Below are 18,427 nucleotides of genomic sequence, written 5' to 3' on the forward strand. Positions count from 1 at the left end.
GCACGATCATCGTATCGGCCTGCGCGATCGCGCTGATCGTGGCCGAGCGCTTCGTCCCGGTCTTCTAGACGACCAGCTTGAGCAGCGCGGCCAGCGCCGCTGCGGCCAGCACCACACCCACGAAGATGCGCCACGCGCGGTCGGACACGTGCCCGTCCGCCCTGCGCCCCAGCCATGTGCCCAAGATCACGACCGGCAGCAGCATCGCGCCCAGCAGTGCGAGTCGCCACTCCATCCGCCCGAGCGCAATGCCCGATCCGATCCCGATCATCGCCGCGAAGGTGAAGATCAGGATCATCGAGCTCTTCGCCATCTGCCGGGGAATCGCGCGCCCGACATAATAGGGCACCACCGGCGGGCCGGGCATCCCGGCGAAACCTGTGAGAATACCGGTCGCCACGCCGGTCAGCCCGGTGGTCACCATGCCGGGCCGCTCAGGCTCGCGGACCGGGAACAGCATCGCGAAGAAGGCGGAGAGCGCAACCAGCGCGATCAGCAGGCGCGCGATGTTCGGCGGAGTCGCCGCGAGCAGGGCCAGGCCCGGCAGCGTGGTCAGCAGGACCAGCAGGATGATCGTCCACACGCTGCGCTCCGCCTCGCGCAGCAGGCGCGGCAGTTCGAGCCCGCCGATCAGCAGCGCGACCACATTGGTGGTCAGCACCGCCTCGACCGGGGTCAGCGTCAGCGCGAGCACCGGCACCAGCAGGATCGCGAGCCCGAAGCCCGCCAGCCCGCGAATGAACGCTGCCGTGAGCCCCGTGCCCAGCGCGACTGCGAGTTGCAGCCAGGTGAAACCGGCGAAGATCTCCAAGACGTCAGTCGCGCAGGTCGGCCAAGAGATCAGGCGGGGTCGCGCCGTCGCGCAGCATCGCGATCGCCTCGTCGAGGCTCATCACCCGCTGTTCCCTCTCGCCCAGCGTGCGGACGGCGACCGTGCCTTCCTCCGCCTCGCGCTTGCCGACCACCAGCAGGTGCGGGACCTTGGCGAGCGAGTGCTCGCGCACCTTGTAGTTGATCTTCTCGTTGCGAAGATCGCTCTCGGCGCGAATGCCCGCCGCGCGAAGCTTGGCCAGCGCTTCACTGGCGTAGTCGTCCGCATCAGAAACGATCGTCGCGACCACCGCCTGCGTCGGCGCGAGCCACACGGGCAGCTTGCCGGCGAAATGCTCGATCAGGATGCCGATGAAGCGTTCGTAGCTGCCGAAGATCGCGCGGTGGAGCATCACCGGGCGATGCTTCTCGCCATCCTCGCCGATATAGCTCGCGTCCAGGCGCTCGGGCAGCACGCGGTCGCCTTGGATCGTGCCGACCTGCCAGGTCCGCCCGATCGCGTCGGTCAGATGCCATTCGAGTTTGGGGGCGTAGAACGCACCTTCGCCCGGCAGTTCTTCCCAGCCGTACTCGTCGTTCATCATGCCCGCTTCGGCCACCGCGTCGCGCAGTTCCTGCTCGGCCTTGTCCCAGTCGGCATCCGAGCCGAAGCGCTGTTCGGGGCGCAGCGCCAGCTTGATCGCGTATTTGAAGCCGAAGTCGCGATAGACCGCGTCCGCCAGCTCGATGAAGGCGCGCACTTCCTCGACCACCTGTTTCTCGGTGCAGAAGATATGCGCGTCGTCCTGCGTGAACTGGCGCACGCGCATCAGCCCGTGCAGCGCGCCGTGCGGTTCGTTGCGGTGGCAGCAGCCCATTTCGCCCAGCCGGATCGGCAGCTCGCGATAGCTGGTAATGCCCTGCTTGAAGACGAGGACGTGCGCCGGGCAGTTCATCGGCTTGAGCGCCATCCAGTCGGCGTCCTTGGACACCAGCTCGCCCTCGTCCTCGGTATTGGGCACCTCGTCGGGGATGACGAACATGTTCTCGCGATACTTGCCCCAGTGGCCGGACTGCTCCCACTGGCGCGCGTCCATCACCTGCGGGGTCTTGATCTCGCGATAGCCCGCACCGTCCATCTTGCGGCGCATGTAGGATTCGAGCTGGCGCCAGATCTTGTAGCCTTGCGGGTGCCAGAAGACGCTGCCGTGCGCCTCTTCCTGCAGGTGGAACAGGTCCATCTCACGGCCCAGCTTGCGGTGGTCGCGCTTGGCGGCTTCCTCCAGCCGGTGAAGATGCTCGTTCAGCTGCTTCTTGTTGAGCCAGCCGGTGCCGTAGATGCGGCTGAGCATCGCGTTCTTCTGGTCGCCGCGCCAGTAGGCACCGCTCACGCGCGTCAGCTTGAACGCCTGCGGGTCGAGCTTGCCGGTGCTGGCGAGATGCGGCCCGCGGCACATGTCCAGCCAGTCGCCCTGGCGGTAGATCGTCAGTTCCTCGCCCTCGGGAAGCTCGGCGGCCCATTCGGCCTTGAAGCTCTCGCCATGGTCCTTGAACCACTGGATCAGCTGCTGGCGGGTCCACACCTCACGCTCGAGCGGGGTATCCGCCGCGATAATCCGGCGCATCTCCTCCTCGATCTTCGGCAGGTCTTCCTCGGTGAAGGCACCGCGTCCCTCGGCCGGGGCGAAGTCGTAGTAGAAGCCGTCATCGGTCGCGGGGCCGAAGGTGATCTGGGTGCCGGGGAACAGGTTCTGGACCGCTTCGGCGAGCACGTGCGCATAGTCGTGCCGGGCCAGCTCCAGCGCCTCGTCGACATCCTTGCTGGTCACCAGCGCCAGCTGCGCGTCGCCTTCGAAGGGCCGCGTGATGTCGCGCAGTTCGCCGTTCACGCGGGCAGCGATCGCCGCCTTGGCGAGGCCGGGGCCGATCGCGGCGGCGACATCCGCCGGAGTCGATCCTTCCGGCATCTCGCGCACGGAGCCATCGGGCAGGCTGATCTTGAGCAGTTCGGTCATTTTATCGTGCTTTCGTCCGAGCAGTGTTCGGGAGAATAAGGTTCAAGCGCCTATGGTCGGCACAGCGCGGCTAGGCAACGGTGCTCTCACCGCAGGTGTTGCGAAGCAGGGCCAGGTCGGCTTCCTCCATGCCGCCCCGCTCGCCCGAGAGATTGCCTTCGACATAGGCCGCCAGGGCATGTGCATCGGCGAGCGCGTTGTGCGGCACCGCACTCACGCCAGCGGTATCGAAGCCGGGCAGGCTGAGCAGCAGGCAGGCATAGCGGAACGGATCGTTGCGCTTGCCCTGATCGCGCAGCAGCATGCGGTTGAAGTGCACCAGATCCTCGGGCCAGTCGGCGATGAAGACATGCGGGCCATCATCCTTCCTGAGGAACTTCTGCATTTTCTTGACCGCCTGCAACCGCGCGACCGGCTCCTGGTCGAAATGCGGCACAACATACTCGCGCACCCAGGGCACGATCAGCTCGTGCGCATGCAGCACCTCATAGAAATGCGCGCCGTCCTGTCGCACCAGCGCGAGGCTGAGCAGTTGGCCGTCGGTGCCGTTGAATTCGGTGTCGATGTAATATCGCATGGGATTCCCGCCGCGCCGTCAAATCCGGTTGCAGGTTCGGGAAGCAGGCGCAGCGCCACCCGAACCCGGGTGGCGATAATCGCGTCTCAATACGCGACCATCCGCCCCCGGTTGCCCGAGGTCGTGGTGGTCGTAGTCGAGGCGATCACGATGGCCATGGGCCGGAATATAAGCCGCAAGCGCGCAAGGTCCAGCACGATATTTGACAAGGGCGCTTTCATATATGGAAAGGGTGGTTGACACGAGGCCCGAGTCGTGACAAGTGCGCTTTCCATAGAAGAAAGGAACCTTGACCATGAAAGCCATCGCACCTGTCCTTTGGGGCGCCGCCGTCATCCTCGTCGCGCTGCTGAACATCGTCGACGTGCTGCCCGACTGGGCGACGATCGCCGCTATTCTGACCCTGCCGTTCCTGGCAGTCGCCACCGGCACCCGCTGCGGCCTGGGGAAAGCAGCGTGAGCGAGGCGGCCCGGCTCCCGCTGCACCGGCGCCCGGCCTTCTGGGCGGGCGGCATCTTTGCTGCCTTCGGGATCATCTCGGCGCTGCGCATGACCGATGCGATCGGCAGCACGACCGGGTTCATCCTGATGGTGATCGCGATGCTGCAGATCATCCCGCTCACCCGGGCGAGCCTCGCCAAGCAGCGCTCCATCGGTCATCTCAGCCCCGCGATCGTTCGCTACACCCGCCGCTTCCTGCTCGCCAGCTTCGGCTACATGCTCGGCCTCGGCGTCGCGGTCACGATCGCGAACCGGGTCGATCTGAGCGAGATCGAGAGCTTCCTGATCGCGTTGCTGCCGGTCATCCCGGTGCTGGGGATGATCTGGACCATGGCGCGCTACCTGATCGAAGAAGAGGACGAGTTCCTGCGTCATCGCGCGATCATGGCGAGCCTGTTCGGGCTCGGCGGGGTGCTGACGCTGGGCACCTTCTGGGGCTTCCTCGAAACCTTCGAAGTGGTCCCGCACATCTGGGCCTGGTGGGTCTTCCCCGTGTGGGCAATCGGCATGGGGCTGGGCCAGTGCTGGATGGCGCTGGCCGACCGCCGCGCCAATGATGGCCTGGGCGACGAGTCATGAAGAACCGCCTCAAGGTTCTGCGCGCCGAGCGTAACTGGAGCCAGCAGGCACTGGCCGAGGAACTGGGCGTGAGCCGCCAGAGCGTCAACGCGATCGAGACCGGCCGCTACGACCCCTCGCTCCCCCTCGCCTTCCAGATCGCCGAGGTGTTCGGGCTGGCGATCGAAGAGATCTTCATCCGCGAATAGCTTGCCCTACCCCATGGCGAGCGTGTTCGACCCGAGCGCGCTCGCCATATTGTGCGTGCCGCCCAGCGCGGTGCCGCGCTGGCGCACACCCGAGACGAAGCGCCATTCGCAGCTGGCAGCCTGCGGGGTCAGCTCGACCGCCATGTAGCCACGGCGCGAGGTATCCGCCCATTGCAGCTGCGGGTTGGCATCGACCAGCGCACGCTCCAGGAACTGCGTCGGGATCTGCGGCAGATAGCCTTCGAAGCCGGGCGAGGTCACCGAAGACACGCCGAACTCGACGCCCACCGGCGTGCCGTCCTGCGCAAGGTCGAATGCCCAGCCGTTATGCGTATCGCCTGCCAGCACCACCAGATTGGCATCGGCGGCCAGCGCGGCGTCGAACACCCGCTTACGCGCGGCAGGGTAGCCATCCCACGCGTCCATGTTGAACGGGATGCCCGCCGCAGAGGCCATCGCCCCCGCCATCAGCCGCTGGCGCAGCGCATCGGGCATCGACTTTGGCAGCGCGTCCGCCAGTCCGGTCGGCGTGCTCAGATTGCCCATCAGCACCTGCTGGACCAGCACCTGCCAGCGCGTACCGGCGCGGGTCGACGCCTTGAGCCCGTCGGCCAGCCACGCCTCCTGCGCCGCGCCCATCATCTGGCGCGACGGATCGGCCCACGCGCCATCGTGGAACGCTTTCAGCGCAGCCATCATCTCTTCGGGCGTGGACTTGCCCGCCAGCACCTTGGCCACATCGAGCTGCTCGGACCGCGCAGTGAGCCGCGTTTCCAGCCGGAACAGCGTGGCGAGATCGCCGACCTGATAGGCCTTCCACGGATCGTCCGAGACCGGCAGCCACTCGCGATAGGCGCGCATCGCGGCGGCCTTGCGCGCGTCCCACGGCCCTTCGGTTTCGGGCTGGTGGTTCTGCGCCCCGCCTTCCCACGAATCGTTCGCGGTCTCGTGATCGTCCCACACGAGGATCATCGGATAGAGCTGGGTCAGCCGCTGCAGGTCGGGATCGGCGCGATAGGTCGCGTGACGCAGGCGATAATCGGCCAGCTGGACGATCTCGTTCTCGGGCGCGTCTACCCGGCCCGGCACGATCTGGTCGGGCGACGGGTAATGCTGTGCGTCATATTCGTAGTAATAATCGCCGAGGTGGACCAGCAGATCGAGGTCGTTGGCCTGCGCCGCATGGCCATAGGCGTTGAAATAGCCGAAGCCGAGGTTCGAGCAGGAGAACACGCCCATCCGGAACCGGCCGGTCGGCCCCTGCGGCAGGGTGCGGGTGCGCCCAGTGGCGGAGCGGGAGCCATCCGGCCCGACGAAGCGGTAATAGTACCAGCTATCGGGATCGAGCCCGCTGACCTGCGCCTTGGCGCACCAGTCCTTGCCCGGCGCGGCGACCGCTTCGCCCTCCGCCAGCACGCGGGTGAATTCGGCATTGTCGCTCACCTGCCACGCCAGCTTCGCCTCGTTCGAGCCGACGAAGCGGGTCCACAGCAGCACGCCGTCCTGGCTCGGTTCGCCGCTGGCGATGCCGTGGGTGAAGCCCTTTGCGCCAACCTGCGCGGAGAGCGGCATGGCGAGCAGGCCGGCCCCCATGATGCCGCCCGCAAGCAGGCTGCGGCGATCGAGTGAAAGGGCGGAGCGGGCAGTGCCGCTGGCGGGGGGAGGAGCGAGGAGGTTCGACATGGCATCCGCCTAGACCGGGTTCGTGAAACATCCGAGACACGGCCTGTCGCAGACCAGCAACGTCTGACACACCTGACACACTGTCCAAAGGCAAAAAACCTGCCCCCCGCCCAGCCCCGCGTTCAGACGCCACGCGAAGCGCAGGAACAGGATCGGCAGGGGCGGTCGCAACCGGCATGGCCCCAATGCTAGCGCGCCCCGTGCAAGTAGGAAAATCCGGCGTACGCCCGCACGCCCTCACCCGCCTGCGGGGAATGGACAGGCCCCTGCCCCGCCCGTACCCCACACTCATGAGCGACTATCATGCAATGCCCGACGGGCGGCGGATCGCCTACCGCCTGACGCAAGGCTCCGGCACCGCGCCCGCGATCGTCTTCCTGCCCGGCTACATGTCCGACATGGCAGGATCGAAGGCGAGCGCGCTGTTCGACTGGGCGGCAGCGAACCGCCACACCTGCCTGCTGCTCGACTATTCGGGCTGCGGCGAATCGGACGGCGACTTCGCCGATGGCACGCTGTCACGCTGGCGCGACGAGGTGCTCTCGCTGATCGAGGCTAAGCTGGGCGGGCCGGTGGTGCTGGTCGGATCGTCGATGGGCGGCTGGCTGATGCTGCTGGTCGCGCTGAAGCTTGCATCCCAATCTCCGGACCGGCTGGCCGGACTGGTCGGCATCGCCGCCGCACCCGACTTCATCGACTGGGGATATGACGACGCGCAGAAGGCGCAGCTGGCACGCGGCGAGACCGTGCTGGAAGACAACCCCTACGGCCCCGAGCCGACCCCGACGCATGCCGGGTTCTGGACCGATGCGCGCCAGCACCTGCTGCTGGGCGCACCGATCCCGATCACCTGCCCGGTCACCCTGCTGCAGGGCCAGCGCGATGCGGAGGTGCCGTGGGAGACCGCGCTCCGCCTCGCCGAGCGGCTGGTTTCCGACAAGGTGCTGGTTCAGCTGGCAAAGGATGGCGACCACCGCCTGTCGCGCGAAGAGGACGTGGCGCGGCTGCTGGCCACCGTCGGGCAGCATCTGCTGACCGCATGATCGATGCCGCGATCCTTGCGGGCACCCGTGCGACCATCTAACGGCGGCGATGGAGAGGCAGTGCCGTAACGGCACTGATGCACAACCAATGTCCCGGCAAAGCCGGGCGCGGAAGACAGGACCGATACATGGCAGCCGACCACAGGCAGTCCGAAGCCGATTTGTTGCAGCAGCTGGCCACCCGGATGCGCGAATCCCTGCTGCCGGTCGACCGGCCTTTTGACGAGGGCGAGATCGAAGCCGCCGCATCGCTGGTGCTGCAAACCGCCGAGCAGCGCCGGCCGGGCGAACCTGCCATCGCGATCACCAGCGTCGAATCCGGCACCCGCAGCAAGCTGCGGCTGGCGCTGGTCAACGACGACATGCCGTTCCTGGTCGATTCGATCTCCGCACAGGTTGCCGAGTTCGGCCTCTCGATCGACCGGCTGGTCCACCCCGTGCTGCGGGTCGAGCGCGATGCTCAAGGCAAGCTGGAAGACCTTCCCGGCAAGGGCGGCAACGCCCCGCGCGAATCGATGATCTTCCTCGAAACCGACCATGCCGACAACGAGGTGCAGGGCGAGCTGGAGCAGGCGCTCACCGCAACGCTCGCCGATGTGCGCGCCGCGGTCGCCGACTGGGAGGCGATGCGCAAGGCGATGCAGCACGACGCGACCAACCTTGCCGACAAGGAAGGCTCCGCGCTGCTCGACTGGCTGAGCGGCGGGATGCTGACCCAGCTGGGCCATCTGGTCCGCCATGCCGACGGGCGCGAGGAAAACACGCTGGGCATCTGCCGGGCCAGTGCGCGCGAAATCCTCGCCGACCAGTCCTACGCCCGCGCGTTCGACTGGTTCGACGATCCCGCCAACGCGACCGCGCGGATGCCGCTGATCGTCAAGGCGAACCGCGTTTCCAACGTCCACCGCCGGGTGCCGCTGGACCTGTTCCTGGTGCCGATACGCGAAGGCGGCAAGGCCGAGGGCAGGACCGTGGCGATCTCGATCCATGCCGGGATCTGGACCAGCGCCGCGCTGACCACCGATCCGCACGCGGTGCCGCGTCTGCGCCGCCAGCTGGGCGAGCTGATGGACCAGCTCGAATTCGATCCGGGTGGCCACGCGGGCAAGGCGCTGGTCCACGCGCTGACCGCGCTGCCGCACGACCTGCTGATCGGCTTCCGCGACGAGGACGTGCGCCGGATCGCGACCACCACGATGACGCTCAACGATCGCCCCCGCCCCCGGGTCGCGGTGGTCGAGGCGCCGCTGGCGCGGCACCTGTTCGCCTTCGTCTGGCTGCCGCGCGACATGATGTCGACCGAGGTGCGCCACCAGATCCAGGCCCTGCTGGAAGACCAGACCGGCTCCACCCTGCTCGACTGGAGCGTGGAGATCGAAGGCGGCGCGCTCGCGCTGCTGCGCTTCGTGCTCGATTTCCGCGAAAGCACCACTGCCTATCGCGAGGAAGACATGCAGGCGCGCGTGCAGGAAATGCTGCGCGGCTGGTCCGAAGCGGTCGAGACCGAGCTCGCCAAGGCATTCGAGGAGAAGGACGCGCAATCGCTGGCGCAGCGTTACGCGGACAACTTCCCCAGCTTCTACCGTGCCGATAGCGGCGCGGGCGAGGCCGCGCTCGACATTGCTCGGATGCGCGATCTGGCGAGCCACGCGGGCGAGAGCGGCGATGAGGCGCCCGACGAACGCGGGGTCCGCCTGCGCCGCAGCGAGGCCCAGCACGGGGGCAACCTGCGCCTCAAGATCTATCAGCACGAAGGCACGCTGCCCTTGTCGGAAGCGGTGCCCGCGCTGGAGAACTTCGGCCTCAAGACGATCAGCGAAGTGCCCACGCTGCTGGACGGCGGCGCGCTGGGCGCGATCCACGATTTCAACTGCGACCTAGGCCCCGGAGTCGACCCGGCGGAGCTGCTGGCCCGCGCGGAGCCGATCGAGACCGCGATCGCGGCGGTGCTCAACGGCCATGCCGAAGACGATGCGTTCAACCGCCTGGTGCTGAGCGTGGGGCTGGATGCGCGCGAGGCGGAATGGCTGCGTGCGATCTATCGCTACCTGCGCCAGACGGGGATGAGCTTCACAATCTACACCGTGGTCGATGCGCTGGCGAAGGCCCCGGCGGTGACCCGCGCGCTGATCGACCTGTTCGTCGCCCGCCACGACCCCGCGTTCGAGGGCGATCGCAAGACGGCCGAAAAGACCGCGCAATCCGCGATCAAGGACGGGTTGCAGAACGTCGCCGCGATCAACGACGACCGGCTGCTGCGGCTCTATCGCAGCGTGATCGAGGCGATGCTGCGGACCAATGCCTTCGCGCTGCATCCGGGGATCGCGCTGTCCTTCAAGTTCGATTCGGAAAAGGTGCCGGGCCTGCCCAAGCCGATCCCGTATCGCGAGATCTTCGTCTATTCGCGCCGGGTCGAAGGCATCCATCTGCGCGCCGGCCCGGTCGCGCGCGGCGGCTTGCGCTGGTCCGACCGGCGCGACGACTTCCGCACCGAAATCCTCGGCCTGATGAAGGCACAGCGGGTCAAGAACGCGGTGATCGTGCCGACCGGCGCGAAGGGCGGCTTCTACCCCAAACAGCTGCCCGACCCCGCGCATGATCGCGATGCGTGGGCCGCCGAAGGCAAGGCGAGCTACCAGATCTTCATCCGCTCGCTATTGTCGATCACCGACAACATCGTCGAGGACGAGGTGGTTCACCCCGAAGGCATCCGCATCCTCGACGAGGCGGACCCCTATTTCGTGGTCGCGGCGGACAAGGGCACGGCGAGCTTCTCCGACGTTGCCAATGCGATCGCGGAAAGCGCGGACTTCTGGCTCGACGATGCCTTCGCCAGCGGCGGCAGCCACGGTTACGATCACAAGGCGATGGGCATCACCGCGCGCGGCGCGTGGGTCTCGGTCCAGCGGCACTTCCGCGAAATGGGCGTCGACGTGCAGAGCGATCCGGTCAAGGTCGTGGGCTGCGGCGACATGTCGGGCGACGTGTTCGGCAACGGCATGCTGCTGTCCAGATCGATCCGGCTGGTCGCCGCGTTCGACCACCGGCACATCTTCATCGACCCCGATCCCGACGCCGAGGCAGGCTGGCAGGAACGCAAGCGGCTGTTCGACCTGCCCCGCTCCAGCTGGGACGATTACGGCAAGGAACTGATCTCGAAGGGCGGCGGGGTGTACCCGCGGACCGAGAAATCGATCACCCTGTCGAAGGAAGCACGCTCCGCGCTCGGCGTGGACCGGGCCGAGTTCGACCCTGAATCGCTGATCTCCGCCATCCTGAAGGCGCCTGCCGACCTGCTGTGGTTCGGCGGCATCGGCACCTATGTGAAGGCCGAGAGGGAGAACAATATCCAGGTCGGCGACCCCGCCAACGACGCGCTGCGCGTCAATGGTGAAGACCTGCGGGTGAAGGTGATCGGCGAAGGCGCCAACCTCGGCGTGACGCAGGCAGGCCGGATCGAGTTCGCGCTGAACGGCGGGCGGCTCAACACCGACTTCATCGACAATTCGGCAGGCGTCGACTGCTCGGACAACGAGGTCAACATCAAGATCGCGCTCGCTGCGGCGCGCCGCGCGGGCGAATTGTCGGAGGACGAGCGCAACAAACTGCTGTCCGAAATGACCGCCGAGGTCGCCGCGATCGTGCTCGAAGACAACCGCCTCCAGGCGCTCGCCGTGTCGATCGCCGAACAGGGCGGGGAGCAGGCGACCGCATCGACCATCCGCCTGATCGAGACGCTGGAAGATGCCGGCATGCTCGACCGGCGGACCGAGGGCATCGGCGAGAACGAGGTCTTCACCCGCCGCGCGGGCGAAGGCATCGGCCTGACCCGGCCCGAACTCGCGGTGCTGCTGTCGAGCAGCAAGCTGACCCTGCAGGACGCGATCGAGGCGGGCACGCTGGCCAGCGATCCGGAGATGGAAAGCACGCTGTTTACCGCCTTCCCGACCCCGCTGCGCACGCGCTTTGCCGAACAGATCCGCCAGCACCGCCTTCGCAACGAGATCATCGCGACCGCGCTTGCCAACCGGATCGTCAACCGGATGGGCATGGTCCATCCGTTCGAACTGGCGGAGGAAGAGGGCGTCGGGCTGCACGAGGTCGCGAGCGCCTTCGTCACTGCCGACCGGCTGTTCGACGTGACCGCGATCTGGGAAGCGCTGGACGAGGCTGCGATGCCCGAAGACGCGCGCCTTACCCTGTTCGACCGGGTGGCGATGGCGATGCGGATCCAGATGGCCGACGCGATCCGGGTGTGCGGCGACACCGCCAGCCCGAGCGCGATCGTCGAGGACCTGCGGCCCACGCTCGACATCTTGTCGCAGGGCACGGTCAACCTGCTGGGGGCGGAAAGCCGCCAGCGCTCCGCCCGGATGCGTGCCGAATTCGCCAAGGCGGGCGCACCGGAGGATATCGCGGCCGCGGTCGCCCACCTGTTCGACCTTGACGGCGGGATCGGCATCGCCAGGCTGGCCAAGGATCTCGACGTGGACCCGCGCGAGCTGGCCAAGGCCTTCACCGCGCTGGGCGGCGAGCTGGGCCTCGACTGGGCGCAGGGCACCGCTGCGCTGATGAGCCCGTCCGACGTGTGGGACCGTCTGCTGGTCGCCGGGCTCGCCCGCGATTTCCAGCATATGCGGCTGGAATTCCTGCGCCGCATGTTCGCGCAGGACGGCGATCAGGCAGGCGATCCGGCGGCGATCGTCGCCGCGTGGCTCGAACGGCACGAGGCGGCGGTGCGCCAGTTCCGCGGCATCATCCGCCGCGCGCAGGCGCAGAACCCGGTCGCCCCCGCCACGCTGGCGCAGATTGCCAGCCAGGCGCGCAACCTGCTGGGCCGGTAAGGGAGAGCGAGGGGATGAGCTTTGCGGATGTCCTGATCGTGGGCGGCGGCCACGGCGGCGCGCAGGCCGCGCTGGCGCTTAGGCAGCGCGGCTTTGAAGGCCACATCACGATCGCCACCCGCGAAGCTTTTCCGCCCTACGAGCGGCCGCCGCTGTCCAAGGATTATCTCGCGGGCGAGCGCCCGTTCGAGAAGATCCTGATCCGCCCGGAAAGCTTCTGGGCGGAGCGCAAGATCGAAATCCGCACCCGCACTGCGGTGGTGGCGATTGATCCGCAGGCGCGATCGGCCGAACTGGGCGATGGCAGCACGCTCGATTACCACACGCTGATCTGGGCCGCGGGCGGCGATCCGCGGCGCCTGCCGTGCGACGGCGCGGATCTGGACGGGGTCCATTCGATCCGCACGCGCGGCGATGTCGACCGGATTCGCGCACAGCTGGGCGGCGGGGTCAAACACGTCGCGGTGATCGGCGGCGGCTATATCGGGCTGGAGGCGGCGGCGGTGTTCCGCAAGCTGGGCCTGCCCGTCACCGTGATCGAGCGGGAGGACCGCGTGCTCAGCCGGGTGGCCGGGCCGGACCTGTCCGGCTTCTACGAGGCCGAGCACCAGCGGCAGGGCGTCGAGCTGCTGCTGGGCCACAATGTCGAATGCCTGCTGGGCGACGATCAGGGCCGGGTACGCGCGGTGGCGATCGAATCGGGCGATGGCAACCGCAGCGAGGTGGAAGCCGATCTGGTGATCGCCGGGATCGGCATCGTCCCCGCAGTCGGCCCGCTGCTGGCGGCGGGCGCGGCAGGCACCAATGGCGTCGATGTCGACGATTTCTGCCGCACCACGCTGGACGATACCTATGCGATCGGCGACTGCGCGGCGCATTCCAACCCCTATGCCGACAACCGGGTGATCCGCCTCGAATCGGTCCAGAACGCGACCGACATGGCCAATACCGTGGCCCGCCACATCACCGGCGAGCCCGAGGCGTACAACACCGTCCCGTGGTTCTGGTCCAACCAGTACGACCTCCGGCTGCAGACGGTCGGCTTCTCCCGCGACGACGACGATACGGTGCTCCGCGGCGATCCTGACAGCCGCAGCTTCTCGATCGTGTATCTGCGCGAAGGCCGGGTGGTCGCGCTCGACTGCGTCAACGCCACGCGCGACTATGCGCAGGGGCGGCGTTTGATCGAGGCGCGCAGCGAGCCGGATCTTGAGGCGCTCGCCGATCCCGAGGTGGCGCTGAAGTCGCTGCTGTAGCGCCCACCCTCAATACACGTCACCCCGGCCCCCGAGCCGGGGTCGGTGCTTTCTTTCGCAAGCCCCACCCGAAGAAGAAGCACCAACCCCGGATCAAGTCCGGGGTGACGGCGAGGATAGGGGAGCCAGCCTCTCAGCCGCCCACTGTGCCGCCTCCGCCACCACCGGATCGGGGTCGCTCAGCAGCGGCTCGACCTGCGCCAGCAGCGCGCCCTCCCCGCTATTGCCCGCCGCGATCAGGCAGTTGCGCACGAAGCGATCGCGCCCGATCCGCTTGATCGGCGACTTGCTGAACAGCGCGCGAAAACCCGCATCGTCCAGCTGCAGCAGGTCGGCGAGCGCCGGTCGTACCAGTTCGGCGCGCGGCAGGAAGGCGCGGTTGGCCGCCGCGCTGCTCGCGAACTTGTTCCATGGGCACACGCTCAGGCAATCGTCGCAGCCATAGATGCGGTTGCCCATCGCCTCGCGAAATTCCTCGGGGATCGGCCCCGAATGCTCGATCGTGAGGTAGGAGATGCAGCGCCGCGCATCGATCGTGTAGGCGCGGGGGAAGGCGTCGGTCGGGCACGCATCCTGACACGCGCGGCACGATCCGCAACGGTCCTCGTGCGGGCCGTCGGGCGTGAAGGGCAGCGTGGTGTAGACTGCGGCGAGAAACAGCCAGCTGCCGTGCTCCATGCTGACCAGATTGGTGTGCTTGCCCTGCCAGCCCAGCCCCGCGCGCTGCGCCAGCGGCTTCTCCATCACCGGCGCGGTGTCGACGAACAGCTTCATGCGCGTCTCGCCCAGCCCGCGCTTCTCCGTCTCGGCGACCAGCCAGCGCGCGAGCGCCTTGAGCGCTTTCTTGAGCACGTCGTGATAATCCTGCCCCTGCGCATAGACCGATATGCGCGCGCGGTCTTCCGGCTCCGCCGCGTCGAGGGGATTGTCCGCTGGGGCGTAGTTCGCCCCCAGCGCGATCACGCTGCGCGCCTCTGGCCACATGCCCTGCGGGCCGCTGCGCACCGAGGGATCGCGCTCCATCCAGCCCATCGACCCGTGGTGGCCCGCCTCCAGCCATGCAGACAGCCGCTCGGCCATGCGCGGGTCGTCGTGCGCGTCGGCAAAGCCGATGCTGGCAAAGCCCAGCTCGCGCGCCTTTTCGACGAGCTCGGTTTGCAGTTGGTCGATTTCAGAGCGTTCGCTCATCGACGGGCTTGCTCCTTCATGCGGACCGCGGCACGCTCCACCGCGATGACCGACCTGCTAGACCAAGCGCCCGCCAGCGACAAACCTCTCGAAAGCCACGACTATGCGATCGAGGCGCGCGGACTGGTCAAGCGCTTCGGCGAGACGCTGGCGGTGAAGGGCGTGGACCTGACCGTGCCGCGCGGGGCGATCTACGGCATCCTCGGCCCCAACGGCGCGGGCAAGACCACCACTTTGCGCATGATCCTGGGCATTATCGACCCCGACGAAGGCGTGCGCCGCATTTTCGGCGAGGATCGCCCGCAGCGGATCGCCCGCCGGATCGGCTACCTGCCCGAGGAACGCGGGCTCTACCCCGCGATGAAAGCGCCCGACGCGATCGCCTTCATGGGGTCCTTGCGCGGCCTGCCCCGCGCCGAGGGCCGCAAGCGCGGCATCGCGATGATGGAGGAATACGGCCTCGGCCACGCGGTCGACAAGAAGATCAAGGAATTGTCCAAGGGCATGGCGCAGACGGTCCAGCTGCTCGGCACGCTGGTGCACCGGCCCGAACTGGTGATTCTGGACGAGCCGTTTTCCGGCCTCGACGCGATCAACCAGGGCAAGCTGGAAGGGCTGATCCGCCAGCTGGCAGCCGATGGCACGACGGTGATCTTCTCCACCCACGTGATCCACCATGCCGAACGCCTGTGCAGCGATGTCGCGATCATCGCGGGCGGGCAGGTGCCCTATGCCGGATCGGTCGAGGTCGCGCGCGACCGGCTGCCGCCTCAGGTGCGGCTGGAGACCAAGAACGAGAGCGGCGCGTGGCGCAATGCCCTGCCCGCCAGCGCGACGCGCGACGGCGATGCGTGGATCTTCGAAGTGCCCGACACCGGGATCGAGCCGCTGCTGCGCGCGCTGATCGAAGGCGATGCAGGCATCCGCTCGCTCTCGATCGAGCGTGCGGGGCTGCACGACGCCTTCGTCCAGATCGCGGGCGAAGCCGCGGCCGAGGCGATGCGAAGCGATGCCCCCGCTGAGGAGATTGCGGCATGAGCAGTTCGGCACGTCTCTCCCTGTGGCAGGCCGCATGGGTCATCGCCCGGCGCGACTTTACCGCGATCGTGTTCAGCAAGGTGTTCCTGCTGTTCCTGATCGGCCCGCTGTTCTTCCTCGGGATTTCGGCAGGCGGCGGCTATGTCGGCGCGATGGCGGCGGACAGCGCGGACGAGCCGCAGCTCGCGGTCGCGTTCACGCCCGATGCCAATGCGGCAATCGAAAGAGTGCGCGACGAGCTGGAGCCGCTGGTCGGCATGCCCGATGTAACGCTGGTCGAGCAGGCCGACGGGGCCGATCCGCGCGCGCTGCTGGAGGATGAGGACCGCAATCTGCTCGGCGTGCTGTCGGGCAGCCTCACCGATCCGCTGCTGACCGGCCCGAAGGAAGACGTCGAGCGGTGGGAGGGCGAAGTCGCCATCATGGTCGGCGCGGCGCGCGGCGAAGCGATCCCGCAGGCGAATATCGCGATCGACATGACCGACGGCGCGATCAACCGCCAGACCGCACAGGATGCGACCGCGCGCGCAGGGATCGTCATGCTGTTCATGCTGACGATCTTCCTTGCCGGCATGGTCCTGTCCAACCTGGTCGAGGAGAAGGGCAACAAGATCATCGAGATTCTTGCAGCGGCGATCCCGATGGATGCGGTGTTCGTGGGCAAGCTGTTCGCGATGCTCGGCGTCAGCCTGGTCGGGCTGACCGTGTGGGGCGCGGCCGCCGGGGTGATCCTGATTCTCGGAGCGGGCGCACTGCCCGTGATTCCCCCGCCCGCGGTCGGCTGGCCACTGTTCTTCGCGCTGTTCGTGATCTATTTCGCGATGGCCTACCTGCTGATCGGATCGGTGTTCCTCGCGGTGGGATCGCTCGCGCCTACCGTGCGTGACGTGCAGACGGTCAGCATGCCGGCCACGATCCTGCAGCTGCTGATCTTCTTCCTCGCCAATTTCGCGGTCGGCCAGCCCGGTTCCGCGCTGGAGATCTTCGCCGCGATCTTCCCGCTGTCGAGCCCGTACATGATGGTCGCGCGCGCAGCGAAGGAAGGCGTCATGTGGTGGCACCTCGCTGCGATCGCGTGGCAGGTGCTGTGGGTCGCGATCTTCGTGAAGATCGGCGCCAGCCTGTTCCGCGCCAAGGTGCTCAAGTCGGGCAGCGCGGGGCGCGAGAAGGGCGCGGGGCGCAAAGGTCTGCTGGGGCTGTTCGGCAGCGCCTCCAATCAGTCCTGATTAGGAACCTATCTTGACTTGAGCGGCAGGTAGGGCAGGATGCCTCTTCGTCACGGTACGCCCATGAAGGCGCGCCGGACGCGAGAGAGGAATGCCCATGGCAACCACCGCACAATCCCCCGCTGGCACGCACCAGTGGTCCCGCTCGCCCAGCGCGCACAAAGCGCTTGAGGCGCATTACGCCGCCAATCCGGACACGCGGCCTGACTATCCCCACAAGTGGGATACCAGCCGCAGCGACATCTATTTCGAGAATCGGTGGGAGCCGATCTTCAAGGAAATGCGCGCGGCGGGCCCGGTGCATTACATCCCCGAAAGCCCCTTCGGCCCCTACTGGTCGGTGGTCGGCCACAAGGCGGTCCAGCACACCGAGGCGCTGCCCGACATCTTCTCTTCGAGCTGGGAATATGGCGGCATCACCATCCTCGACGATCTGCCCGACATTCCCGAAGAAGAGCGGATGCGGCTGCCAATGTTCATCGCGATGGACCGGCCCAAGCATACCGGCCAGCGCAAGACCGTGGCCCCCGCCTTCACCCCGGCGGAGATGAAGCGGCTGGAAGACGACATCCGCCAGCGCACCGGCGAAACGCTGGACGCGCTCCCGCGTGGCGAAGTGTTCGACTGGGTCAACACCGTCTCCATCCCGCTGACCACCGGAATGCTGGCGATTTTGTTCGACTTCCCGTGGGAAGACCGCGACCTGCTGACCCACTGGTCCGACTGGGCAGGCGACACCGAACTGGCGACCGTGCGCGCGCTTGACGAGACTCGGCGCGGGATGCTCCACGAGATGGCCGCCTATTTCCAGCTGCTGTGGGCCGAGCGGGCGCAGAAGGGCGAAGCGCCGGACCTGATCAGCCGGATGATCCATTCGCCTGCGATGAACCAGATGGAGCCCCAGGAATTCATGGGCAACCTGGTGCTGCTGATCGTGGGCGGCAACGACACCACGCGCAACACCATGAGCGGGATCGTGCATGCATTCGATCGCTTCCCCGACCAGCGCAAAGCTTTCGAGGAAGACGCGAGCCTGATCCCCAATGCGGTGCAGGAATGCATCCGTTACCAGACGCCCCTCAAGCACATGCGCCGCACCGCGACGCAGGATACCGAGCTGTTCGGCCAGAACATCGCGGCAGGCGACAAGGTGCTGCTGTGGTACAATTCGGCCAATCGGGACGAGAGCGTGTTCGAGGATGCCGAAAAGCTCGACATCACGCGCGAGAACGCCCGGCGACACCTCGCCTTCGGCTATGGCATTCACCGCTGCGTGGGCGCGCGGCTCGCCGAGCTGCAGCTGCGCGTGCTGCTGGAGGAGATGCACAAACGCCGTCTGCGCGTGCATGTCGCAGGCGATGTCCAGCGCGTGCGCGCCAACTTCGTCGAGGGCTTCCGCAAGCTGGAGGTCGAAGTCACCGAGTTCTAGCAAGGCGGCGCATCCGGCGGCGCGCGGGCTTCGTATCTCCTTCAGCGTCC

Annotated in this window: 14 protein-coding genes; 9 read left to right on the plus strand and 5 right to left on the minus strand. The window is 67.3% G+C overall.

The window, feature by feature from the left end:
- Nucleotides 1-64: 64 nt before the first annotated feature.
- From VO57_000825 to VO57_000835, 3 genes are all read right to left on the minus strand, one after another.
- Entirely contained in the window at nt 65-811 is a 747-nt protein-coding gene (locus VO57_000825; GenBank protein XBL69914.1) for a sulfite exporter TauE/SafE family protein, read from the minus strand.
- Nucleotides 812-815: 4 nt separating this feature from the next.
- Nucleotides 816-2,825 (minus strand): threonine--tRNA ligase, encoded by a 2,010-nt coding sequence (gene thrS, locus VO57_000830; GenBank protein ID XBL69915.1) that lies wholly within the window; start codon nt 2,823-2,825, stop codon nt 816-818.
- A 70-nt stretch (nt 2,826-2,895) separates the two neighbouring features.
- A complete protein-coding gene (locus VO57_000835) occupies nt 2,896-3,402 on the minus strand; it encodes a hypothetical protein (protein ID XBL69916.1) in 507 nt (168 codons plus the stop codon).
- A 295-nt stretch (nt 3,403-3,697) separates the two neighbouring features.
- On the opposite strand from VO57_000835, the gene VO57_000840 reads away from it, so the two are divergent.
- From VO57_000840 to VO57_000850, 3 genes are read left to right on the plus strand one after another with little or no spacing between them, the layout of a single operon-like run.
- A complete protein-coding gene (locus tag VO57_000840) occupies nt 3,698-3,862 on the plus strand; it encodes a hypothetical protein (GenBank protein XBL69917.1) in 165 nt (54 codons plus the stop codon).
- Complete coding sequence (locus VO57_000845) at nt 3,859-4,482, plus strand: hypothetical protein (protein ID XBL69918.1); 624 nt, start codon at nt 3,859-3,861, stop codon at nt 4,480-4,482. Before VO57_000840 ends, VO57_000845 begins: the two co-directional genes overlap by 4 nt.
- On the plus strand, nt 4,479-4,670 hold the full coding sequence (locus VO57_000850) for a helix-turn-helix transcriptional regulator (GenBank protein ID XBL69919.1): 192 nt from the start codon (nt 4,479-4,481) through the stop codon (nt 4,668-4,670). Before VO57_000845 ends, VO57_000850 begins: the two co-directional genes overlap by 4 nt.
- 6 nt (nt 4,671-4,676) lie before the next feature.
- Here VO57_000850 and VO57_000855 read toward each other — a convergent pair whose 3' ends face one another.
- Entirely contained in the window at nt 4,677-6,353 is a 1,677-nt protein-coding gene (locus VO57_000855; protein ID XBL69920.1) for an alkaline phosphatase D family protein, read from the minus strand.
- A 290-nt stretch (nt 6,354-6,643) separates the two neighbouring features.
- On the opposite strand from VO57_000855, the gene VO57_000860 reads away from it, so the two are divergent.
- From VO57_000860 to VO57_000870, 3 genes are all read left to right on the plus strand, one after another.
- A complete protein-coding gene (locus VO57_000860; protein ID XBL69921.1) occupies nt 6,644-7,396 on the plus strand; it encodes an alpha/beta hydrolase in 753 nt (250 codons plus the stop codon).
- Nucleotides 7,397-7,524: 128 nt separating this feature from the next.
- Nucleotides 7,525-12,240: an NAD-glutamate dehydrogenase domain-containing protein gene (locus VO57_000865; protein ID XBL69922.1), complete on the plus strand. Its 4,716-nt coding sequence runs from the start codon at nt 7,525-7,527 to the stop codon at nt 12,238-12,240.
- 14 nt (nt 12,241-12,254) lie between these two features.
- On the plus strand, nt 12,255-13,496 hold the full coding sequence (locus VO57_000870) for an FAD-dependent oxidoreductase (protein ID XBL69923.1): 1,242 nt from the start codon (nt 12,255-12,257) through the stop codon (nt 13,494-13,496).
- Between the two features lie 93 nt (nt 13,497-13,589).
- Here the strand turns inward: VO57_000870 and queG are convergent, their stop codons facing one another.
- A complete protein-coding gene (queG, locus tag VO57_000875; protein ID XBL69924.1) occupies nt 13,590-14,684 on the minus strand; it encodes a tRNA epoxyqueuosine(34) reductase QueG in 1,095 nt (364 codons plus the stop codon).
- A 45-nt stretch (nt 14,685-14,729) separates the two neighbouring features.
- On the opposite strand from queG, the gene VO57_000880 reads away from it, so the two are divergent.
- The 3 genes from VO57_000880 (at nt 14,730) to VO57_000890 (ending at nt 18,377) form a co-directional block, all read left to right on the plus strand.
- Nucleotides 14,730-15,722, plus strand: coding sequence for an ATP-binding cassette domain-containing protein (locus VO57_000880; GenBank protein ID XBL71368.1), 993 nt, complete (start codon nt 14,730-14,732; stop codon nt 15,720-15,722).
- Nucleotides 15,719-16,948, plus strand: coding sequence for an ABC transporter permease (locus VO57_000885; GenBank protein ID XBL69925.1), 1,230 nt, complete (start codon nt 15,719-15,721; stop codon nt 16,946-16,948). Before VO57_000880 ends, VO57_000885 begins: the two co-directional genes overlap by 4 nt.
- 97 nt (nt 16,949-17,045) lie before the next feature.
- Nucleotides 17,046-18,377 carry a cytochrome P450 gene (locus VO57_000890; protein XBL69926.1) on the plus strand — a complete coding sequence of 444 codons (1,332 nt, stop codon included), beginning with the start codon at nt 17,046-17,048 and terminating at the stop codon, nt 18,375-18,377.
- Nucleotides 18,378-18,427: the final 50 nt, after the last annotated feature.

The organism is Citromicrobium bathyomarinum, from assembly GCA_001306305.2.
GTDB lineage: Bacteria > Pseudomonadota > Alphaproteobacteria > Sphingomonadales > Sphingomonadaceae > Alteriqipengyuania > Alteriqipengyuania bathyomarina.